Raw genomic sequence first — 23,796 nt, 5'->3', positions numbered from 1 at the left:
TCTAAAAATATTCAAAAATGAAAATATTTAAACAAAAAAAAACCTTCTCAAAAAAGAGAAGGTTTAATAAAATTATAGGTGTTTTATGGTCTTGTATCCCAAAAAACTTTAACATTCATGCCAGTTTTTTGCGTAGCATTCTCAGGATTTAAATCAATCTCACTTTGAGGATAAAAAAGCGATCTTGGAAAAAATGGTATAACTGCATTTGAAGGTAAAGTTAAAGAAGGAAAACCCGTTCTACGGAAATCAGTCCATGGTTCTAAAACAACACCATAACCAGCAATATATTTTTCATTGATTATTTGTTCAAGTTGTTGTGCATTGGTACCAGTTAATGCACCATTTGCTGCTAAATAAGCAGTAATATCTGCAGCTACAACACCTGCACTTTCCATAGAAGCTCTTATACCAGCTTGGTAAAACGTTTGTGCGCTACCTGGTGAAGCGAATCTTAAGGATGCTTCAGCTCTAATAAAGTTATACTCTGCAAAAGTTAACATTCTAATAGGCGCCGCTCCAGTATATGTTACACCAGTAATAGCTCCTCTTAAGTAAGTGTGAAATCTAGAATAGATACCTGGATTTGCTGGAGCTCCAGCAACAGACCCTACATATAAACCAGAATTCGCAGGAAATTGCGTAAAATAAAATTGTCTTCTAGGATCTGTTTTTGAGTTCATCATATTAACAATTCTAGCATTAGCAACTAAATTACCAAGTCTAAGAGTCTCAAATTGATCAATTGGGTTTCTAGCATTAGCAGCATCAAGAAAATTCATTTGAAAGCTATCTGCATTACCAATCATTAAAGGAGCACCTGAGCTTATCAATGCATCCATTCTACTTTTAGCAAAAGCAGCATCTTTTTCACTGTAATGTAAAAAGATACGCAACTTTAATGTATTTGCAAATCTTACCCAATTGTTTCTCGAAGCTGAAAATGCCCCTGGATAGATTGAACTGTTAGTCCCTGGAGAAATTGCAGATGTTGGCGCATTGACTTCAGCGATACCTTGGTCTAATAAAGTTATTAATTCTGTATAAATAAGTTCATCAGAATCATACTTTGGTTTTACATTAGCAGATAACTTTTGAGTCTCAGAATAAGGTATTTTACCCCAAGTATCGACAGCTAATTGATACGTGTATGCTTTTAAAATTTTTGCAACACCTGAATAGTGTGGACTATTAGTGGCCGTTGCGTCAACTATAATGTTCTCGGCATCATTTAAGATAACGGCATACATATTCGACCAAAGGTTGTTCAAATCAGGGCCAATAATTTGAAATTGTTCGAAAAATTGAGTCTGGGTAGTAGCACCAACAGATTGCCCTGAATACTGTTGCATGATCAATGACGAGTACCGATTTAAATCACTACCCGCTAAAAAACCTACATTAACAGTCAATGAAGTTAACTGCTGAGCGATTGGAGCAGCTTTTACTCTGCTTGGATCCGTGTTGATGTCACCAAATTCACATCCTGTAACTACAAAAGCAGCTAAGAATAGAACAGATACTATTTTATTTTTTATATTTTTCATTTGCTAAATTTATTTCTAAAGTACTACTTTAAGATTAAAACCAATTGTTCTCGTCTGCGGTTGAGCATTAAACTCTAAACCTTGTGCATTGCTTATCCCTAACGCATTTTGTTCTGGGTCAAGATGTGGATAATTAGGTGCGTGCAAGAATAAATTCCTTCCAAATACTCCAACTTCAAATTGTTTAATTCCAGTATTCGCTAAAAACCTAGAATTTAAATTATAAGAAAAAGCTACCTCTCTAACTCTAAACCAAGAGGTGTCATATATAAATCCTTCAGCAGCAAGATACTTACCCTGATTGCCATAAAAATCCTGAGCATTCACGTTTATATTGTTTGGCTGCCCTGCGTTCGGGCCTGAAGCAAAAACACCTTCATAAAGATATGGTCTATTAGGAGTCACATTATCCGCTCCAAATCTAGGGAATTCAGCTGTTTCTGCGGCCACACCGTTTCTTTGTAAGTCAGCAATATTTCTTGAATACTGATCTCCACCTTCTTTAATATCAAGTAAAACGAACAAGCTAAAGTTTTTGTAAGTAAAAGTATTAGTTATACCCATTGTAAAATCAGGGTTTGGGTTCCCTATTGCTACTTCACCAGCAGCTAATAATGGTAAACCGGTTGTAGGATTAATTAACATTTGCCCAGCAGGATTACGTTGATATGTAGTACCATAAAGTTGACCATATTCATCGCCTGCAACCAAACGAACACTAGGACTTACGAAACCACCTAAGAATATATTCGTTACTCCTGGAGCCAGTTCTTCAACTGTAGATACATACTGAGTGTAATTTGCTCCTAAATCCCATGAAAAATTTTGGGTTTTGATTGGTGTTCCAGATACTTGAATTTCAAGACCTTTAGTTGAAAGCTTTCCTGCATTTCTTAAAGCGTTTGTAACTCCTGATGCCGCTGACACAGGTACACTCAAAATTACATTACGAGTATTACGTTCGTAATAGGTAGCATCAATATTTAATCGATTATTAAAAAATGCCATTTCAGTTCCAAAAGCAACTTCGCTAGTAAACTCTGGCGTAAGTGCTGCATTACCCGCTTGTGGCGATAGACTAAAACCAGCATTCTGATTAAAAGGGAAAACAATTCGTGGACCAAAACCATCTTCAGCAAGAGCTTGGTTAAAATAAGTATCAGTTGCAAAAGCAGGCGCACCTTTTCCTACTTCACCCGCACTTGCTCTAAACTTTATTAAATTAATTTTATCTCCAAACTTGATCGCTGGAAATGCCTCAGTCAATACAAAACTTCCTGACACTGCTGGATAGAAAATAGAATTATTCTCTGGAGCTAACGTAGAATCCCAGTCATTTCTTGCTTTGACATTTACGGACAAGAAATTTTTATACTCTAGCGCAACATCGGCAAAAACTCCAAACAATTTTGTGATTGCGAAATCAGAGCTCGGAGCAAACGTTGTAGCATTAGATAAATTGGCAAAACCAGGTATTACTAAATTTAGACCTGTAACATCAGAATCGAAGCGATAGTTGTTAGTAAATTCATTTCCAACTGTCCCCGACAAAGTGAAATTATTGAACTTTTTGTTAGCGTTTAAGGTAAAGTACTGGTTTAAATTGTGAACGTTGGTGGCATTCTCACGTACGCTACCAATATTGACTGCACCCTGAGTAAAACCTGCACCTCTGTTTCCAACCTCGTCAAAACCGCGGTTATTCCTATTGAAAAAATCTGTTCCGATTTTAAGGTCAGCACTCAACCATGAAGCAAGCTCGTATTTAGCATTAAAATTAGCCAATATTCTATTTACTTTATCATTGGACAAATTGTTTTTAACAGTCCAATAAGGGTTGTCTTCGCCACCAGGATACAATTGCTGTCCTAGCGAATTTTCAAAAGGCAAGCCAGTTAAGTCATATGATCTCGGAGTAAACCACCCTCTAAACAATGGGTTAGACAAATTATTACCTTGTACAGTTCTTTGCGAAGATGTATTAGTGTAGGTAATATTAGCTCCTACGTTCAACCTATCAGACATTTGAGTGTTTCCTGAAAAGGTTATGTTAGTTCGAGATAAATTGTTATTGTCAATAACAGAAGTTTCTCTTGTATTACCAAGAGCAAGTCTAAAACTAGATTTTTCAGAACCGCCGGTAAAACTTAAGTTGTTTTGAGCGTTGAAACCAGTTTTAAAAAAATCGCGCACGTTGTTTGGATAAGCCTGTAATACTACAGGTTGACCATAAGCATTGATAATATTTTGACCCATAATCTTAGGTCCAAATGAAGCTGAGTTCATAAGGCCTACGGAATTTGATCTGTTTGGCACTAAACCAGAACCAATTTGAGCAGGTGTTAACGTACCATTGAGCCCCTGCGCATATTCATTTTGATAATCCGGCAAACGATTTACATTTACGATATTGTAACTTGAATCAAAAGTAATTGTTGCTTTCTCTCCTTTTTTACCCTTTTTAGTGGTAATTAAAATAACACCAGATGCACCTCTAGATCCATAAAGAACTGTTGAAGCAGCATCTTTTAGAACAGTTACGTTTTCAATATCTTCAGGATTAATATCGATAGCACGGTTTGATGGCGATGAACCTCTTTGTAAAGCAGTACCTCCACCACTGTTATCAATAGGCACGCCGTCCACAACATACAAAGGTTGGTTACTTCCAGTAAAAGTAGTTAAACCTCTTATTATCACGCTAGAACCACTAAAAGCTCCTCCTGATCCAGTTACACGTACACCAGCAACCTTACCTACAAGTTGGTTGGTTACGTTTGTAGCTCTTGCAGCTGTTAGCTCTTTTGCTTTTATTACTGGAGTAGAGTAACCCAGAGATTTTTTATCTCTTTTAATTCCAAATGATGTTACCACAACCTCGTTAAGTGACTGTGCATCTGTTGCCAAAGTTACATTTATTGACGATGATGTGCCAACAACCTTAGTTTGTGATAGGAAACCAAGTGAACGAAACTCTAATGTTGCCCCTGGGTTAACTGTGATACTATAGGTACCATCGAAGTTAGTGGAAACTCCTTTCTTTGTACCCTTAATTAATACATTTGCGCCCGGAATAGGACCAGTTGCATCAGAAACAACTCCCGAAACAGTTCTTTCCTGTGCGAAAGAAAACTGCATAGACAACGCTACTAGTAGCGTGAAAATCCATTTGAATTTTAATCTCATATTAAATTTGTTTGAATTAGTTATGAGGCAAAAATCATAATAAATTATTTAAAAAACAAGAACTTTTTAATTTTAACAGCCTATTTTTTTATGTTATTAATAAGTTAAATGAATATCGCTATTATTTTATGATCTTAGGAAGTATATTCTTACCCTGCAGAAACAATTTATAAATTGTACAGCTAAAAAATTTTTGATAATATTATTTTTTTAATACTAAAAATGGAAGAATCGCACACTAAAAACCATAACTTTTCTATAAATTTGTAACATGCTAACATTTTTTAAATCAAAAACTCGACTTAAGAATTTAATTCCTAGCAATTATATTGATATTCATTCACACCTTTTGCCTGCAATTGACGATGGAGCATTAACATTTGAAGATACGTTGCGGCTTACATCTGCATTGCAAAATTTTGGAACTTGTCAATTTATTACTACGCCACATATTATTCAACATGTTTGGGATAATACGTTCGAAGGAATTAAATTAAAGGAAAAAGAAACGGTTCTTTTATTAGAAAAAAAAGATTTTAAAGCGCCATTAAAAGCAGCAGCCGAATATTTAATGGATGACCAGTTTGTCAGTCTTTTTCAGGCTGGTCAATTGCTAACACTAAAAGATAATTATGTATTAGTAGAAATGTCATATATTAATCCACCCATACAATTATATTCAATTCTATTTGATTTACAGGTTGCAGGATATATTCCAGTTTTAGCGCATCCTGAGCGGTACCTTTTTTATCATAATAATTTAAATGAGTATAACAAATTAAAAAAAGCAGGATGCTTGTTTCAATTGAATTTGCTATCAGTGGTTGGGTATTACGGTTCAGGAATTCGGAAAATAGCAGAGCAATTACTCATAAAAGGATTGTATAGTTATGTAGGTTCAGATGTACATCATCATAAACACATTGCAGCATTTAATCAGCCCGTTTATTTAAAGGATTTAGCTCCGCTAAAAGAGGCGATCAGTAATAACGAATTCTTTAGATTTGGGTAACAGTTGAAAATTAAGTTACATTTTAAAAGAACATCCATTATCCCGTTTGTGTTTTAAATTTACTGGAAATAAGCCTTATTATTTTTCATGTGGAGTCCTATGTGTACAACGTAACCGAAGGGAAAAACTCCTTTTATAAGTGATTCGTAATCTCGACGGCAGCCTTTCCTGAGCGTTAGTAAAAGGGCTCGATTTGACAAAACTATTACGGCCTTTTCAAAGAATGAATGGTGTTGTTAATTTTCGCTCGGATTATTTGCACTAAAAAAATCTTGAAATTTTATCACATTTTACTTAGGTGAATTAGATATAAAAAATACCCCCAAAAAGTATCTAACTTTATGGGGGTATTGTGCTAAACTTTTGAGAGCTTTTTTTCTTAAATATTCGATTGACTATTATTTATCTAACAATTGAAAACTCGAATTCATACTTCTAAATTCGGGTACTATTTTTTTCATTTGCATCACGATATCTTCGTTACCAAAGAAGTTAGCTTTATAAATTAGTTCCTCAATATCAGCATTTAAGATTTCAAATTCATCTTGAATTTCTTCAGCGATCATGATCTTTTCGTGATGTGTGGGTAAAGTTTTTGAAGTGTCGTTTAGTAATTCTTCAAATAACTTTTCGCCTGGGCGTAAACCAACGATTTCAATTTTAATTTCCTTATCGGGAGTGAAGCCTGCTAACTTAATCATTTTCCTTGCCAGATCAATTATTTTTACTGGTTTTCCCATATCAAATATATAAATCTCTCCTCCATTTCCCATTGCACCTGCCTCCAAAACAAGTTGGCACGCCTCTGGAATAGTCATAAAATATCGTATAATATCGGCGTGAGTTATGGTTACTGGTCCACCCATTGCGATTTGTTTTGTAAATAACGGCACTACAGAACCATTAGAACCTAAAACATTTCCAAAACGAGTTGTAATAAACTTGGTTGCTGCTTTTCCTACCAATTTATTATTTCTAGATTGCAGCGATTGCACATATTTTTCTGCTATCCTTTTACTGGCTCCCATCACATTACTCGGATTTACTGCTTTATCGGTCGAAACCATTACAAATTTTTTGACTTTGTAAACGCAAGAAAGATCAGCGATAATTTTTGTGCCTTCAATATTAGTGAGAATTGCCTCTGACGGATTTTCCTCCATCAGCGGTACGTGTTTATAAGCTGCTGCATGGAAGACGACTTGGGGATTATAGTTTCTAAAAACCCTGTCCATAGCCTCTCTTTTTCTGATATCTGCTACTATTGTAATTATTTCACTATTTGAGTTTAAAGCTTCGGTCTCTAATTTTAAATGATGTAACGGAGTTTCGGCCTGATCTAATAGAATTATCGTTTTAGGGTCGAAACCCAACACTTGTCTCGCAATTTCGCTACCGATTGACCCTGCAGCTCCAGTAATTAAAATAGTCTTGTCCTTTAATTGTTTAGAAATTAATTGACCGTCAAGCACAATAGGCTTGCGTTCAAGAAGATCTTCAATTTGTAATGTTTTTACATTTTGAGAAATCTCTTTTTGATCCTGCCAGTTAATTATCGAAGGAACATGATACACTTTATAATTGAACTCGAGACATTGTTCAATAATAGTTAGTTCTTCATCTTTTGATAAACTTTTATCAGCAATTATTAAACCTTCGGCACCTATTGAACGCATTAATGTGGGTAACTTTTTCTTTTGGACTAAAATGGGTAAATCCAGCATTCTTTTAGAGGCATTTTTATTTTTTTTGTCAACGAAGCCTACAATTTTAAAACGAGTAGGTGTTTCAAACTTTAACGCATTAGCAACTGAAATTGCATTGGCATCAGTACCATAAATAATAGTCCTAATTAACTTCTCAGCTCCTATTTCAGAAAAGTAGAGTTCGAACGTTTGTTTTATTATTATTCGATAAATAAAAAGACCGCAAAATGAAAGTACTATATTTATAAAGAATGCAGTATTTAAAAATGCTTTTTCACCCGTATACAATTCATAAATAAAATTAAAAAGCAGAAAAATAGTTAATACTCCTGTTTGAGAAAATAGCAACTTGACAGCATCAATGTAAGACGAATGCCTAATAATTCCTGAGTATGTTCTAAACAACCAAAAAAAGAAAACATTTACAATAAAGAAACAGACTGAAAAACTGATGATGTGGGGCGTAACTATATAGTCTAGACCTGTACCTCTAAATATGACAAGAGTAAACAAATAAGCTAATAAAAGAACAGATAAATCAATGAGAACAATGACCCATCTGGGAAGGTATCCTAAATTAAGCAAATTTAGTTTCAAATTTTCTCTCGAAAAAATAAACTGCTTGATTGCTGAAAAATCGAAATTAGAATTCAAAATAGCTCTTATTAAAAATTAATGTCTTTTATTGTTGTAAAAATAGTTGTTAATCATTTGTAAAATGGATATTCAGGGTGTTTATTTTTCGCAACATAATATACTATCTAAAATTACTGCCAATCTCGAGTTGTTTTTGATCACCAATACTGGAGGATTTGCTTTTTAGATCCCAAATAATTTTTGCAAAGAAGCTTTTATTCTATTTTGATACGCCTCTGATAATATCGGCCCCGATGGTAAACAAAGACCGTTTTCAAAAAGATTTTCTGCAACATTATTACCGTAAAAGTCATACTGACTAAAAAACGGGTTGTAAATGGAAAGGTTTCCAAAGCGGACGTGATTCTATGTTTTTTTCTTCAAAGGCTAACCGTAACATTTCTCTGTTTATCCGGTTGGTAATTTTTGGATTGACTAAATAGTTGTTATCTCACTGGCATAATTGAAAGCATAGAAGCAAAACAAATATACCGTTAATGTTGCATTTATAAATCAGACTGATTGCACAAAGTAAATTTAATTTTTCGTTTGTTGAATTAAAATTTATAAAGTAAGCATTGTAACTACAATTTCTGTTTCAGTAAACCTAAAAGATACTCTCCATAACCTGATTTTCTCAATGGTTCTGCTAGTTCTGCTAGTTGCTGTTCTGTAATAAAACCTTGTCTCCAAGCAATCTCTTCAATACATCCTACTTTCAGACCTTGACGCTCTTCAATCACCTGAACAAATTGACCAGCTTGCATCAAACTGTTGAAAGTTCCCGTATCCAACCAAGCTGTTCCTCTACTCAAAATACCAACTTTCAACGCTCCTTTTTCTAAATATACTTTATTGACATCAGTAATTTCATATTCTCCACGCGGACTTGGTTTGATGTTTTTAGCAATTTCAACCACTGAATTATCATAAAAATACAAACCAGGAACCGCATAATTTGACTTAGGTTGCAATGGTTTTTCTTCAATAGAAAGTGCGTTTAGATTTTTATCAAATTCTACCACTCCGTAACGCTCTGGATCTGAAACGTGGTACGCGAAAACAACTCCGCCCTCTGGTTTTGTATTTGACTTTAGCAATTGATCCATATTAGCACCAAAGAAAATATTGTCGCCTAAAACTAGCGCCACGCTATCTTCACCGATAAAATCCTCCCCAATTACGAAAGCTTGGGCTAGTCCATTTGGAATTGCTTGCTCCGCATAACTAAATTGACAGCCAATATTTTTTCCATCCCCTAATAATTTTTTGAAGTTAGGCAAATCATGTGGTGTCGAGATAATTAATATTTCGTTTATACCGGCCATCATCAATGTTGACAATGGGTAATAGATCATTGGTTTATCGTAAACGGGCATCATTTGCTTGCTCATTGCAAGTGTTAGTGGATGTAATCGAGTACCGGATCCACCGGCTAATATTATTCCTTTCATGTTTTTCACGAATTTTACGAATTAATCCGAATTTTACGAATTACTTCAAATTAATCATTCTTTTATAAGTTAATGAGGGCATGCCAAAATTAATCAACATTCCTAATTCCATATTTGTACATTTTAAATAATTTTGCACTTGCATATAAAATGTCACTAGTATCTGTGGTACCGCTTTTATTTCTAAAATAATAGTATCATAACAAACGAAGTCTGCTCGATACTGTTTTTTCAATTTCTGATTGTAGTTTTATAAATCCAATTTAACTTGTCTTTTAAAAGGAATTTTTAGAGTTTGAAATTCTCTTTCCAATGCTTCTTCATAAACCGCCTCCAAGAATCCTGCTCCTAATGAACCATGCACTTTCATACAAGCGCCAATAATAGTAAAACTTTCTTCTTTATAAAGAATTTTATTGGTAGCATCCATTCGTTTTAATACGCTTTAAATTTGTTTTTCAATTCGCGTACTGCTTTTCATAATAGGTTGCATATTCCCCAGAAGTGATGTTTTTCAACCAAGTTTCATTCGCTAAATACCAGTTCACCGTTTTTTCTAATCCTTGTTCAAAAGTCACAGAAGGTTTCCAACCCAGTTCTTTATTAATCTTCGACGCATCAATAGCATATCGCAAGTCATGTCCTGGACGATCTTTGACATAAGCAATTAGCTTTTCTGAGGTTCCTGTTGTTCTTCCTAACTTTTCATCCATGATTTTGCAAAGTAATTTTACCAAATCAATATTTTGCCATTCGTTAAAACCACCAATGTTATAGGTATCGTGATTAACGCCATTATGGAAAACTAAGTCAATAGCCACTGCATGATCTTCAACAAATAACCAGTCGCGAGTATATTTCCCATCTCCGTAAACTGGCAACGGTTTGTTTTGAATAATATTATTGATAAATAACGGAATTAGTTTTTCAGGAAAATGAAACGGACCGTAATTATTGGAGCAGTTTGTAAGCACATAAGGAAAATCGTAGGTCTCACCATAAGCTCTTACAAAGTGGTCTGAACTCGCTTTTGAAGCTGAATAAGGTGAATTTGGGTCGTAAGCCGTTGTTTCGGTGAACAATCCCTCAGCACCTAAACTACCGTAAACCTCATCAGTGCTAATGTGATAAAAACGCTTTCCTTGCATGTTGTCTTTCCAAATCATTTTAGCAGCATTCAAAAGGTTTACTGTTCCAATAACATTCGTTTTTACAAATGACAATGGATCTGTAATAGAACGATCTACATGCGACTCGGCAGCTAAATGCAAGACACCGTCAAATTGATGTTCGGTAAAAAGTGCATCTATAAAGCCAGCATCAACTATGTCGCCTTTTACAAAAGTATAATTTGGCGCTGATTCGATATCTACAATATTTTCTAAATTTCCAGCATAAGTCAATGCATCCAGATTATAAATTTGATATTCTGGATAGTTATTTACAAAACGCCTAACAACGTGTGAACCAATAAAACCAGCACCACCGGTAATTAAAATTTTTTTCATTTTTTTTAGTTTATCGAATAAAAACGAATTATCTCGAATTTCTCAAATTAATATATCTTTTTTACGAATTATTTCGAATTGTTACGAATTAATCAAATTACTGCAAATTTCTTAAATTAATATTTTTATTGTTTGTTAACGAAAGCCTTTTAACAAACAACCTGTAAAAAAACCAAAATAAAAGCAGCAAACACTTTAATACCAACTTAAATACTTTTAAAATATTCTTCTTTACAAACTATTTTCTAAGTTACATCTAGTAGAGAAATTTGTTTTAATACGTCTTAATTCATTTTTAAATGCTTTTTAATTTGTGTTAATATCCAGTAATTCCATACATTTTTTTAAACTTTTCTTATAATTAGGTACAATTACGCCAAACGTAGTTTTTATTTTAGTTTTATCCAATAAAGAATAGGCTGGTCGCTTTGCTGGTGTTGGATAATTAGCAGCTGGAATACCGCTTATTTCGCACTTGAAACCACCTATTTCTTGAATTGCCAAAGCAAATTCGTACCAACTGATTTCTCCCTCATTAGAAAAATTATAGATTCCAGGCTGCCAATTTTTATGTTCTATTATTGTTATAATTGCTTGTGCTAAGTCGGCTGCATACGTTGGAGAACCTACTTGGTCATTAACTACATTCAAACTGTCTTTCTCCTTCATCAAACGCGACATTGTTTTCACAAAATTGTTTCCAAAGCTAGAATAAACCCATGAAGTACGGATAATAATTGCATTTGGATTCGCATTCATGCAAGCCTTTTCACCTGCCAATTTGGTAACTCCATACACGTTTATCGGATTAGTTTCGGCTGTTTCTGTTAATGCGATAGCCGAGTTCCCGTCAAAAACATAATCAGTAGAAATATGAATCAACTTACAATCGTTATGATAACTCCATTTGGCCATAATTGCGACCGATTGATGATTTAAAACATCTGATAATTCAACTTCGGTCTCTGCTTTATCTACGGCAGTATGGGCAGCACAATTGATTATGATTTGCGGATTAATTACTTTTATTTTTTCTTCTAAATGATCTAAATCGCACAAATCAAGCTCTTGATAATCAGTGAAAACCCACTCATATTGTTTTTTATTTACAGCTATTTGTCTAAGCTCTGAACCTAATTGTCCATTTGCTCCTGTTATTAATATTTTATTCATAAATTTGATTCTATTTAACTATAATTTGAGCGCTAGTTTGCCCTTAACTATTTGCTTACTATTAATATATATGTGTAATGATTTTTGATTTGTAAATATCTGCTTTTAGAATTGCAAAACCATAATTTACATAAGAATATCACCTACCACAAGTTCCGGTAAATTCGCTGTGGCATCGTCATTAAAGTATTTAAACTCCATACTTATTTTCTGAACCATATCTAATTTCAAACTTATATCTCTCGATGTTTTTATAGGTGGTTCGCTTCTTCCAGTAAGATATTCGCTTACTCTGGAAATGCTTACACCAAAAAGTTCCGATATAATTTTTGATTTAGACCATGTTCGTACATCCGCAATTTCATTACTTCGATAAGTGTTGGCGGCTTTAAAGGCTCGTTCGTTTTCGTATTATCAGACAAAAATGAAATGAAATTGTTTTAATATATTAGATGATTTGGTTGGAAGTTCTTAAATTGTGGATATAATATTATATACCTAAATAATTTAGTCAATGGTTTTTTGCACGTTTGCTGTTTGTACTAGTTTAATTCAAAATATAATTTCCACACTGGCCGCTGGCTTTATTTATTCCTTTTCATTTTGTGTGGATTTTGCCGGGGATCAAAAACATCGTTTATTTCAATCCAATTCTTTTGTGAATTTACCCAATAAATAATTTTATAACTTTAAAAACTAAATATCTGAAACCTTCTTTTCGAGCTATAAGTAATTCCTCTATCTGTCCTATTTCAGGCTGCGCTGCTAATTTCAAAGTCGCATTATAAATTCCGTCGATAAGGTTTTTCGCGACTTGATAATTTGCTTTTTCATGATAGTAATTAAATATTTCTTTTAATTCTTTTTCTGCAAATTCAGTCCACAATATTTTTAATGCCATTTTTCAATCTTGGCTTCTAGTTCAGTAGACTCAATTAATCTGCCGTTCGCAGAATCTTCCATTGATTTGTCAATTCTTGAATTAAATTCCTCAATACTCATCGGTACAAAATTATCTTGCAAAAAAGATTTATTACTTTTTCTCAATATTTTTTCGAGCTGCGAGACTATTTCTTCACTTTGTAATTTAAGAAATTCTTGTACGAATTCTATTTTTCTTGATTGTAAGTCCATAACTAACACTTTTTTACAAAAATATGAAATTTATATTTTAAATTTTTTTTTGAACCCCAATAAAAGTCAAGCTGGTTTTGAAATCGTATTTATAAAGAAATAAAAAAGTATTTCTTTTTATTCTTCCAAACCGCAAATAGTTCTTTTTATTCTGTTAAATAGCTTTTATTCTGTCTTCAAACCCCCAATACAATTTCTGGATCTATATCTAATTTCAAACTAATATCTCTAGCTATTTTTAAAGGTGGTTCGCTCTTTCCAGTTAGATATTCGCTAACTCTGGAAGTACTTACACCTAAAAGTTCCGATAATAATTTTTGATTTAGACGACGTTCGTACATCCGTAATTTCATTACTTCAATAAGTGTTGGTGGCTTTATAGGCTCTTTTGCTTTTTCATATTCAACAACTAAATCACAGAGTAAATCAAGTTCAATAAAATTTTTATCACCGACAGCGGTTTCATTATCTACTATCTTTAACAAATCCTCGATACGATTATTTATCACTTCATATTCTACTTTTGTTTCTATTGTTCTCATAGTTCCTAAATGTTTGAACAGGCTATTTTGTCATAATCTGACTGGGTACCTATAAATCGAATGTAAACTTTGCTTGATGTAAAAATTATATGTCATCCCCTATTTATTTAGTTAATATAAAAACCCAAACATCCATAATGGTATTTTGTTTTGAAATCCATATTCTATATCATCGGCTGCGATATAGGAATTTTCGATAGTCGCAATTTGTTTTTTGGTCTTATCCTTTCCTCCAATTTCGAAAGAATATAAATCATTAACAAAAAAATCGGTTTTTTCATGATGGCTCAACTTATTTTTGTATCCCAATTGATTTGCAAAAAAGGTCTCTCTAACGTTCCCAATATTAGCTTTTGACGGAGAAAGTGTAAACATTAAATTTGTGTTTTCTAAATAAATCTTAGCTGGTTTTTGCAATTTCACACCTCCTTTAGCTTCTTTTTGCAAATTAATAGTTAAACCTACTTCTTCCAAGTAATGTAGATAAGTCATCAAAGTAGTTCTATTTATACCAATTTTATCACTTAAGTTACTTACATTAAGTATAAAAGGAACCGATTCAGATATTATAGCCAACAATTGTTTGATTTTAGGAACAAAGCCCAAATCAACACCTCGCAGCAAAGGCAACTCAATTTCAAGCATCATATTAATTACTTCCTCTAATCGTTGCTCGTACAAATCAGGCTCCTCTTGATAAAATGGGTAATATCCATACTTCAAATAATTTTCAAAATACTGAAATGGCTTTACTTTACCATTTATCGATGTCGCAATCTTTAAATGATTTTTCAAAATATCTTGCAACGATACTTTATCGAACTTTTGCCCTGTTTCCATTTCAAGATACTCCCTAAAAGACAGACCTTGCATATAATAAATAATTGCCCTGCGACTCAAATCAGCTCGAGCATTCAATATTCCCAGCAACGAAGAACCAGTAAACACCACTTTCAACTCAGCATGGTCGTCATAAATATTTTTTAGTTCCTGAGCCCAATTACTGTACTTATGAACTTCATCTAAAAATAGGTACTTACCCCCATTTCTCACAAAATCATCTGCCAAACCAATCAAAGTCCTATCTTTAAAACCAAAAGTGTCTAAACTTACATACAAAGACTCCTCCAATTTATCACTGAAATTAAGCTTCATATACTGCAGTAATAGCGTAGTTTTCCCAACTCCTCTAGCACCTTTAATCCCTATTAAACGAGCATTCCAATTGACATCATTAATAAAACTCCTAACAAAATTAGTTTCAACGCGCTGTAATTTCTTGCTGTATTTTCTAAATAAATCTTCCATAATGAATAGTTAACTACACAAAAATAGTCATATTTTGCTTAATACATCGTGCAAAAAAGAACAAATTTTGCATAGTACACTATACAAAATTAAACCAATTGTGTAATAACACTAATTGTATATTCTGTCTAAAACTTAAAAAGTAATGTAAAAACCAATAACTTTAAGCTTTAAACCATAAACTCTTTTCAAAACTCCCAATCTATTTGCTCAAAACCAGGCAAAATCAAATCTTTCGCTGAAACAATCACTTCGTTAGTAGCGACTTGCCAATCGATATTTAAAGTAGCATCATCATACTTTATTCCTCTTTCGCTTTCCTTGTCATACAACTGATCTACTTTGTACAATACCGAAGCAGTCTCGCTCAATACCGAAAACCCATGAGCAAAACCAGGCGGAACCATCAATTGCTTTTTATTTTCACCGCTTAATACAACTGAAAAATGCTGTCCGTAAGTTGGAGAATTTTTGCGTAAATCAACTGCCACATCTAGAATTTCACCTTGCAACACTCTCACTAATTTAGCTTGCGCAAAAGGGTTAATTTGTAAATGCAAACCCCGAATTACTCCCTTTGTAGAAAAAGATTGATTGTCTTGAATGAAATTATAAGTGATTCCATTTTCATGGAATTTAACTTGGTTGTATGCTTCAAAAAAGTAACCACGCTCATCATTAAAAATGGTTGGGTTGATGATTACAAGATCTTGTATTGTTGTTTGTTCTATTGTCATTTCGTTTATAAAAATTTTTGAATAAATGGGATTGTATGTCGTAAAAAATTATTTACAACTATGTTTAGAAATAATAGTCAAGTAATCTCGCCTTGTGCGCCAGAAAAAGTGAATATAAAAATATTGGGAAAAATAAAATACTTAGTCGATTCATAAGAAGCATTATTTTTACATTTCTAATTTTTTCAAATGGAAATAGCAGTAAAGAAAATAATAAATAAGGTGAAAACCGATGCGCAACTATAGGATTTACAAAAAAGCTTATGCCATAAAGAAGCACGGTTGTGACTAAGATAGGATGTAACATTTTACTTTTATACATTATAAAACCCATTACCACCAAAGAGAAAATAAAAATAAAAAAAACGAAGTGCATGTATCCAATTGAAGGCATTCCTTTTGAATATATATCAACCTTGGATAGTATCGATTTAAATGCTGTCACAGAAGAAAAAAACGTTTTAATGACTAGATAAAAAACAATTATCACAACTGGACTAACTAAAAGCATTTTGAAATAGTTTCGCCATTTATGAAAATAGGTAATCAAAATGATGCACGAGCTAATGTGCATGAAAGGCGTTATCCAAATCCAATTGAATCTTTTGCCCCGGAAAGTATAATAGAAATAGAGAGCAAATAACATATAAGTTGGCCCATTCCTGAGAAGAACAAAACCAAAAACGAAATAGTGAAGAACGAACAATAACATTTTTTTCCATATTTCTATATCATTCCTCAATAATAACCAGATAAAAAACAAAGTGCTTACTATAAAATTAAACCAATACATGGCTAAAAAAACATGCTGCTTGGGTTTTATAAGTAGCGAAAAAAAGCTATATACAGTATAGAGATACGGTTCGTTTAAAACATAAGAAAGAAAACCAGTTGGCTTGCTAAATATTGCAAATTCATAATAGTAATAATAATCATTATTCAAAGTAACATTTAACGTACTTCGTAACAAGAAAGATCCAATGATAAAAAAAGCGATTACAACTATTTGCTTGTTTCTGTCTAAAATTGATAAACAGGCAAAGTAAAAAGATAAAAAAGTTAATATTAACGCTAGTACAAGTGCTATCATCTTATAAAAATAAGCAAAAGAACTAAAGTAATATGCACTAAAATCCGACTCGATGTTAATATATGAATTTCTTTACTTCCACCACCATCATCAATGGCACCCATAATCCTAGGATCTATGAAAAGTATAATCAACATGGAACCAAACATATTAATAAATTGCGTTAATGAACTCAACATTAATGCTTTTTGATCAAAATAAAAACTGATGTAGTACAGGAAAGTAATACTTATGGAAAATAAAAAACCAGCAATATAATTGGTAACAAATAGCATCCAGTTATTCGAAATAATAGTTGTCTCGTTAGTTGTTCGCCTGACTATTTCTTTTAAGTGGATAGGTTTTGATTTTCCAAAAAATCGATTTAAGATCTTGATTACGTTTAAAGAAAAGGGGTAAGTAAACTGATAGGAATAAAGCGGTAACAAAAACAAAATAACTAATACATGTGCTAGTATTGTTATTAACCATACTTCATTTTTATCTTTAACGGATTCCGTGGCGTAAGCCATTATTGGAATAAAAATCAAGATAAACCCTCGGGAAAAATACTGAAAAATATTTATTAGCGCTAGTAGGTGTCTTGTATTTTTATTGTCCTGGATGTAATATTTAAAATGATACACCGAAACGTCTATAAAAATAGAAATCGCGTACGCTATTGCAGCTACTATAAACATTAAATAAAAAAATAGTCAAGATTGCATGATACTCTCAAGATGGTCTTTTTGTTAAAAGTTTGAAAATGATAAGCGTCATAATAAATAATCAAAAATTATGCGTTTATGCGCCTTAATTATTTTGTAAAAAAGGTAACTACCACTTCTTTTATTCTTTCTCGATCCAGCTGCGTTAAATTAGATCCTGAAGGCAAACACAATCCGTCTTCAAATAAATTTTCTGCTACTTTGGCTCCGTAATACGGATAGTTACCGAAAATAGGTTGTAAGTGCAAAGGTTTCCATAAAGGACGCGATTCTATATTTGCGGCGTCAAAAGCTAATCTTAATGCTTCTCGATTAATTCCTGTTGCCTCACTAGGCGCCACTAAAATAGCACTTAACCAATAATTAGCAAAATAATCTTCATCAGGAGCTGTAAAAACAGTTACTGCATCAATATCCTTAAATAAATCTACATAAAAATCATGCATATCCCTGCGCAATTGTACATGTGCATCCAACACTTCCATTTGGCCCCGACCTATGCCTGCGCAAATGTTACTCATGCGGTAATTATAGCCAATTTCGCTATGCTGATAATGTGGAGCATCATCTCTAGACTGAGTTGCAAAAAAAACAGCCCTATCTTTTAATTCTTTAGATGCAGCAACAATAGCCCCTCCACCAGACGTAGTAATTATTTTATTTCCGTTAAAAGATAAAACGCCAATATCACCAAATGTACCGCACTTTTGACCTTTATAATAACTTCCTAAAGCCTCGGCGCTATCTTCAAGAACAGGAATGTCATATTTAATAGAGATTGCCTTTATTGCCTCAATTTGATAAGGTACACCATATAAATGAACTGCTATTATAGCCTTTGGTTTCTTACCCCGAGCAATGCGATCAACAATTGCTTCCTCTAATGCTTTTGGACAAATATTCCAAGTCTTCTCTTCGCTATCAACAAAAACAGGTATTGCTCCTAAATACAAAATAGGATTAGCCGAAGCTGAGAAAGTCATACTTTGACAAATAACGGCATCTCCCGCCTGCACGCCTAATATAACTAGTCCCAAATGTATAGCTGCGGTTCCTGAACTTAAGGCTCCAACATGAGATTCCTTCCCTAGATATTTTTCGAGGTCTTTTTCAAATTCATTAAGATCAGCACCTTCTGAAGAAATCCAATTCCCAATAAAGATATCCTGAACAAACTTCTGTTCTGTTCCTCCCATGTAAGGTGAAGAGAGATATATTCTGGAAGGCTTCATTTTTATAAAGTTTTAAGACATTGTTACCACAATATATCGAGCGGTCATGCCAAGAAAAAAAACACAATCAAAAATCGATGGTAATGGTGAAAAAGAAAATCTTGAAACTAATTTTTAATTGACTACAATAGCATTCCCTGACTTTTTATCGAGGGATCAACCCGACTGATTTTGTGATAATGAAAATGAACCCAAACTAACTGATTTTATTAAACTTATACTCGCCCCCTTTCCACCGCGGCGGAGAGTAAGGACAGGATTAATGCGCCACCCCTTTTGAAGCCAAAACATGCGTAAAAGTCATCACTATAATTTTAAGGTCAAACAAAAGAGACTTGCGATCTAAATATTCTTTTTCGTAACGCACTTTTTCCTCATTAGACAATTCATCACGACCATTTATTTGAGCCCATCCAGTAATGCCGGGTTTAAGTTGCTCTACACCTGCTGTTACACGCAGCGCCATTAAATCATCTTGATTGTACAGCGCAGGACGAGGCCCTACAAAAACCATTTCTCCTTTAATAATATTAATTAGATTAGGCAATTCGTCAAGACTTAGCTTACGTAGTATCCCACCGACTTTCAGAATATATTTACCGGGATCTCCCAATAAATGCGTTGCCACATTTGGAGTATCTTTGCGCATACTACGAAACTTATAAATTTTGAAAAAAGTATAATTTCAACCTAACCTTTTCTGTCTAAAAAATAGGAAATCCATCTTCAAATGAAATAATCAAGCCCAAGATGGCAAACAGGGTAACAGACAACTAAACTTGTTACTTAATTTTATATGCAGATAATATTTGTTTTTTATTGGAATATAGAATTCGCATATCTTTATCGGTGTTTGCGACCAAATCAAGGTCATGCTCATTTCATATCAAAACAAATTATAAGATAGTCAGAAAGCACTGGATTCTACCAATCACCTCATCAAAAGCAGGCTGCCCGTTATAATATAGCGTGGAAGTAGCGCTGTATCGCATTTCAAATGAATCTCTAATCTGCCTGTCATCCAGGAGAAAAGCTTGATTTTCCGCAATTGGAATTGTACTATCAGCTCCTCTTATCCTTGCCGCTTTATGCTCGCTATACTTTGGAGTTCCAATAAATCTTAAAATATCTTGATTACCAAGCAGACAATACACATCATAATACTGACGCATAAAGTTTTTGTCATTTGATTCGCCAGTATTTTTTCTGTTTCTATACTTTCGAATAATCGTTTGCAGTTTTTCAACCAAAGTAAATCCTGGATGATAACAAAGTACTGAGGGCGCAGTGTTGTCAATATATTTTGATTGTAAATTCATGGATACGAGGTGATCCCAAATCCATGAGGATATAGGTAGGGGAGTATTCGGTGCAACCGTATCGAATCCAGCCTCCAACAAAATCCCGTCTTTTAACCCGTCCATAGTAGGTGTATAACTTTTATAATGCAATCTAATCCCACCACTTCTATATTTATCGGTGTCATCAAATTCATAGTCTCTCTCCACTCGAACAATTCCATCAATGGTAATAGTACCCGCTAGCACATCATAGAATTGTTTACGGGCGGCAATAACCTGGCGTTTCGCTTCCTTCCCTTCTATAACCAATCCAAAATTTGTCCTTATATGAATATCAATATCCTCTGAAAAACGATGTATGAGCCCGTACCCTTTAGACAATGAAGTGCCCCCTTTCAATTCAAAATCGATTCCTTGTTGTTGCAAAGAATACAGCGAATGCATAATCCAGTAGTCCTTTTCAATTAAGGTGATGTCGATTCCTCTTTGGGCGGACACAATAGCCAACAAGTCTTTAAATTCCGGATCCTTATGGATAAAATCAGTCATGCAGTAGTGAATTTCGAAATACAGATTTTAGAAATTGCTTGGTTTTACCTGTACCATAATGTTGTGCAGCGTTCATCAATTCCTGAGCATTAAAACCAAGTAATTTATGCTGTACCTTTTCTAATAATACCTTCTTATTCTCGCCAACTTCCTCCAAGTTATTAAGTAAATCAACAAGCAAAAACTCTTTTGAGATTTCATTGGGGAAAGAAGATTTGATTTTGAATTCAAAGGTTTTTGCGTTCAACTTGAATTCTCCTTTTCGTTTGTGATTATACACCCAAGTCGTGTTATAGAGTTGGGTAAGGCCCAAGCCTAATGCGTTATAGGAATTAGGTGAAACCATCAAGAAGTCATCATCCTTTAAAAAACTTTCAACCCAGCAGCGATCATCAGGCGGAACTAATCCAAATTTGGATTGTTTAGGTACATAATACAAACCTTGACTTAGTTTTACCAGAACACCCTCTTTGATTAATTGCGCTAAATGCCGGTCTATAGCCGTAGAGTAATACTCGAGGTCGGAACGGCGATACACTTTGCCCGGCTTTATATGTTGGCGTAATACTTCCATAAAATTTAATTCAAAGATACGTATTAAAATCCAAATGCATGCATAATCTGGTAAAATTCATGCAAGATAAATAAATATCGATTATGTTCAATATAGTTTAGTTGTATTGTACTGTTTTCATACTATGTCGAAAAATCGGTACAAGCTATATATATTATACAAGTCTCTAAAGCGCTCGCGACGAGCAAATCATAAATATAATTGGTATTATTTCTCTTTATTAAAAAAAAATTAAAAGAATCTAAGTACCACAGCTTTTATTCTTTCTCTTTCTTTATTGGTTAAATTAGAACCTGAGGGCAAGCACAAACCGTTCTCAAACAAAGTCTCCGCTACATTCGTTCCATAATAAGGATACTGCTGAAAAATAGGTTGTAAGTGCATAGGTTTCCACAAAGGACGCGATTCTATATTTGCGGCGTCAAAAGCTAATCTTAATGCTTCTCGATTAATTCCTGTTGCTTCACTAGGCGCCACTAAAATAGCACTTAACCAATAATTAGCAAAATAATCATCATTAGGAGCTGTAAAAACAGTTACTGCATCAATATCCTTAAATAAATCTACATAAAAATCATGCATATTCCTGCGCAACTGTACGTGTGCATCCAACACTTCCATTTGGCCCCGACCGATGCCTGCGCAAATATTACTCATACGGTAATTATAGCCAATTTCGCTATGCTGATAATGTGGAGCGTCATCTCGAGACTGAGTTGCAAAAAAAACAGCTCTATCTTTTAATTCTTTAGATGCAACAACAATAGCCCCTCCACCAGACGTAGTAATTATTTTATTTCCATTAAAAGATAAAACGCCAATATCACCAAATGTACCGCACTTTTGACCTTTATAATAACTTCCCAAAGCCTCGGCGCTATCTTCAAGAACAGGAATGTCATATTTTATAGAGATTGCCTTTATTGCCTCAATTTGATAAGGTACACCATATAAATGAACTGCTATTATAGCCTTTGGTTTCTTACCCCGAGCAATGCGATTAACAATTGCCTCTTCCAATGTTTTTGGACAAATATTCCAAGTTTTGTTTTCACTATCAATAAAAATAGGCGTTGCACCAAGGTACAAAATAGGATTAGCCGAAGCTGAGAAAGTCATACTTTGACAAATAACGGCATCTCCCGCCTGCACGCCTAATATAACTAGTCCCAAATGTATAGCTGCGGTTCCTGAACTTAAGGCTCCAACATGAGATTCCTTACCTAGATATTTTTCGAGGTCTTGTTCAAATTCAGTAAGATTGGGACCTTCTGAAGAAATCCAATTCCCAATAAAGATATCCTGAACAAACTTCTGTTCTGTTCCTCCCATGTGAGGTGAAGAGAGATATATTCTGGAAGGCTTCATTTTTATAAAGTTTTAAGACATTGTTACCACAATATATCGAGCGGTCATGCCAAGAAAAAAAACACAATCAAAAATCGATGGTGATGGTGAAAAAGAAAATCTTGAAACTACTTTTTAATTGACTACAATAGCATTCCCTGACTTTTTATCGAGGGATCAACCCGACTGATTTTGTGATAATGAAAATGAACCCAAACAAACTGATTTTATTAAACTTTTACTCTCCCCCTTACCACCGCGGCGGAGAGTAAGGACAGGATTAATGTGCCACCCCTTTTGAAGCCAAAACATGCGTAAAAGTCATCACTATAATTTTAAGGTCAAACAAAAGAGACTTGCGCTCTAAATATTCTTTTTCGTAACGCACTTTTTCCTTATTAGACAATTCATCACGTCCATTTATTTGAGCCCAGCCAGTAATACCGGGTTTAAGCTGATCAACGCCTTCTGCTACACGTAACGCCATTAAATCATCTTGATTGTATAGCGCAGGACGAGGCCCTACAAAAACCATTTCTCCTTTAACAATATTAATTAGATTAGGCAATTCGTCAAGACTTAGCTTACGTATTATACCGCCCACATTAAGCACATATTTACCGGGATCTCCCAATAAATGCGTTGCCACATTTGGGGTATCTTTGCGCATGCTACGAAACTTATAAATTTTGAAAAAAGTATAATTGACTCCTACTCTTTTTTGTTTAAAAAAAATGGGGAAACCATCTTCAAAAAAAATGAAAAGCGCCACCAACATAAAAATAGGTAACAAAACAAGGATTGCAATTGCTGCGATTAATCTATTTACCATATTAATTCTTTAATTATAATTTTGTTTTTTTAGATAGGCATGAAAAAATAAAAAAACTAACGAACGATCCAAAATAGCAAAACAAATCAAGGACTTCAAAAAAATAAACTCTCTCGCCATAAATGACAATAAATATAATTTTTACGAAATTTTTGGTTATTATTCAATCGTTAGTTGATACTTCTATTTATTAATTTCTACTTTTTAGTATCGTCACGAAA

Annotated in this window: 20 protein-coding genes and 1 pseudogene; 2 read left to right on the top strand and 19 right to left on the bottom strand. The window is 33.8% G+C overall.

What is annotated here, in order from left to right; genetic code table 11:
* Positions 1-83: 83 nt before the first annotated feature.
* The gene (locus BUB42_RS08295) at positions 84-1,547 is read right to left on the bottom strand and encodes a SusD/RagB family nutrient-binding outer membrane lipoprotein (protein ID WP_073019072.1); all 1,464 of its coding nucleotides are present in this window, start codon (positions 1,545-1,547) and stop codon (positions 84-86) included.
* Positions 1,548-1,562: 15 nt separating this feature from the next.
* A complete protein-coding gene (locus BUB42_RS08290) occupies positions 1,563-4,733 on the bottom strand; it encodes a SusC/RagA family TonB-linked outer membrane protein (RefSeq protein ID WP_073019070.1) in 3,171 nt (1,056 codons plus the stop codon).
* Positions 4,734-5,004: 271 nt separating this feature from the next.
* Between BUB42_RS08290 and BUB42_RS08285 the strand changes: the two genes are divergently transcribed.
* On the top strand, positions 5,005-5,745 hold the full coding sequence (locus tag BUB42_RS08285; RefSeq protein WP_073019068.1) for a tyrosine-protein phosphatase: 741 nt from the start codon (positions 5,005-5,007) through the stop codon (positions 5,743-5,745).
* Positions 5,746-6,143: 398 nt separating this feature from the next.
* On the opposite strand, the gene BUB42_RS08280 is transcribed toward BUB42_RS08285, so the two are convergent.
* The 10 genes and pseudogenes from BUB42_RS08280 to rfbC form a co-directional block, all read right to left on the bottom strand.
* Positions 6,144-8,105, bottom strand: a complete 1,962-nt coding sequence (locus tag BUB42_RS08280) for a polysaccharide biosynthesis protein (protein WP_073019066.1) — start codon at positions 8,103-8,105, stop codon at positions 6,144-6,146.
* A 566-nt stretch (positions 8,106-8,671) separates the two neighbouring features.
* Positions 8,672-9,541 carry a glucose-1-phosphate thymidylyltransferase RfbA gene (rfbA, locus tag BUB42_RS08275; protein ID WP_073019064.1) on the bottom strand — a complete coding sequence of 290 codons (870 nt, stop codon included), beginning with the start codon at positions 9,539-9,541 and terminating at the stop codon, positions 8,672-8,674.
* A gap of 40 nt (positions 9,542-9,581) precedes the next feature.
* Positions 9,582-9,971, bottom strand: a pseudogene (locus BUB42_RS16720) (GxxExxY protein).
* Positions 9,972-9,999: 28 nt separating this feature from the next.
* Positions 10,000-11,049: a dTDP-glucose 4,6-dehydratase gene (gene rfbB, locus BUB42_RS08265; RefSeq protein WP_073019062.1), complete on the bottom strand. Its 1,050-nt coding sequence runs from the start codon at positions 11,047-11,049 to the stop codon at positions 10,000-10,002.
* A gap of 306 nt (positions 11,050-11,355) precedes the next feature.
* Positions 11,356-12,222, bottom strand: coding sequence for a dTDP-4-dehydrorhamnose reductase (gene rfbD / locus BUB42_RS08260; protein ID WP_073019061.1), 867 nt, complete (start codon positions 12,220-12,222; stop codon positions 11,356-11,358).
* A gap of 664 nt (positions 12,223-12,886) precedes the next feature.
* Entirely contained in the window at positions 12,887-13,123 is a 237-nt protein-coding gene (locus tag BUB42_RS08255; RefSeq protein ID WP_244533906.1) for a type II toxin-antitoxin system RelE/ParE family toxin, read from the bottom strand.
* Positions 13,114-13,356 (bottom strand): hypothetical protein, encoded by a 243-nt coding sequence (locus tag BUB42_RS08250; RefSeq protein ID WP_073019059.1) that lies wholly within the window; start codon positions 13,354-13,356, stop codon positions 13,114-13,116. Before BUB42_RS08250 ends, BUB42_RS08255 begins: the two co-directional genes overlap by 10 nt.
* A 176-nt stretch (positions 13,357-13,532) precedes the next feature.
* Positions 13,533-13,898, bottom strand: a complete 366-nt coding sequence (locus BUB42_RS08245; protein WP_073019057.1) for a helix-turn-helix domain-containing protein — start codon at positions 13,896-13,898, stop codon at positions 13,533-13,535.
* A 111-nt stretch (positions 13,899-14,009) separates the two neighbouring features.
* Positions 14,010-15,206 carry an ATP-binding protein gene (locus BUB42_RS08240; RefSeq protein ID WP_073019056.1) on the bottom strand — a complete coding sequence of 399 codons (1,197 nt, stop codon included), beginning with the start codon at positions 15,204-15,206 and terminating at the stop codon, positions 14,010-14,012.
* Between the two features lie 188 nt (positions 15,207-15,394).
* The gene (gene rfbC / locus BUB42_RS08235) at positions 15,395-15,943 is read right to left on the bottom strand and encodes a dTDP-4-dehydrorhamnose 3,5-epimerase (protein ID WP_073019054.1); all 549 of its coding nucleotides are present in this window, start codon (positions 15,941-15,943) and stop codon (positions 15,395-15,397) included.
* 284 nt (positions 15,944-16,227) lie between these two features.
* Here rfbC and BUB42_RS16230 point away from each other — a divergent pair, with 284 nt between their 5' ends.
* Positions 16,228-16,419: a hypothetical protein gene (locus BUB42_RS16230; RefSeq protein ID WP_139257310.1), complete on the top strand. Its 192-nt coding sequence runs from the start codon at positions 16,228-16,230 to the stop codon at positions 16,417-16,419.
* Positions 16,420-17,029: 610 nt separating this feature from the next.
* Here the strand turns inward: BUB42_RS16230 and BUB42_RS08225 are convergent.
* The 7 genes from BUB42_RS08225 to BUB42_RS08195 form a co-directional block, all read right to left on the bottom strand.
* Positions 17,030-17,545 carry a DUF2837 family protein gene (locus BUB42_RS08225; protein ID WP_170857201.1) on the bottom strand — a complete coding sequence of 172 codons (516 nt, stop codon included), beginning with the start codon at positions 17,543-17,545 and terminating at the stop codon, positions 17,030-17,032.
* Between the two features lie 284 nt (positions 17,546-17,829).
* Positions 17,830-18,972, bottom strand: coding sequence for a DegT/DnrJ/EryC1/StrS family aminotransferase (locus tag BUB42_RS08220; RefSeq protein WP_073019050.1), 1,143 nt, complete (start codon positions 18,970-18,972; stop codon positions 17,830-17,832).
* A gap of 259 nt (positions 18,973-19,231) precedes the next feature.
* Positions 19,232-19,639 (bottom strand): sugar transferase, encoded by a 408-nt coding sequence (locus BUB42_RS08215; RefSeq protein ID WP_262987402.1) that lies wholly within the window; start codon positions 19,637-19,639, stop codon positions 19,232-19,234.
* 229 nt (positions 19,640-19,868) lie between these two features.
* Positions 19,869-20,822, bottom strand: coding sequence for a nucleotidyl transferase AbiEii/AbiGii toxin family protein (locus tag BUB42_RS08210; RefSeq protein WP_073019048.1), 954 nt, complete (start codon positions 20,820-20,822; stop codon positions 19,869-19,871).
* Complete coding sequence (locus BUB42_RS08205; protein WP_073019047.1) at positions 20,815-21,396, bottom strand: hypothetical protein; 582 nt, start codon at positions 21,394-21,396, stop codon at positions 20,815-20,817. The genes BUB42_RS08210 and BUB42_RS08205 overlap by 8 nt, the downstream gene beginning before the upstream one ends.
* 231 nt (positions 21,397-21,627) lie before the next feature.
* Positions 21,628-22,764, bottom strand: a complete 1,137-nt coding sequence (locus BUB42_RS08200; protein WP_073019045.1) for a DegT/DnrJ/EryC1/StrS family aminotransferase — start codon at positions 22,762-22,764, stop codon at positions 21,628-21,630.
* Positions 22,765-23,023: 259 nt separating this feature from the next.
* A complete protein-coding gene (locus tag BUB42_RS08195; protein WP_073019043.1) occupies positions 23,024-23,575 on the bottom strand; it encodes a sugar transferase in 552 nt (183 codons plus the stop codon).
* Positions 23,576-23,796 lie beyond the last annotated feature (221 nt).

The organism is Flavobacterium micromati, from assembly GCF_900129585.1.
GTDB classification, from domain to species: Bacteria; Bacteroidota; Bacteroidia; order Flavobacteriales; family Flavobacteriaceae; genus Flavobacterium; species Flavobacterium micromati.
Note: the sequence above shows the minus strand (reverse complement) of the source record. Positions and strands in the feature narration are given on the sequence as shown.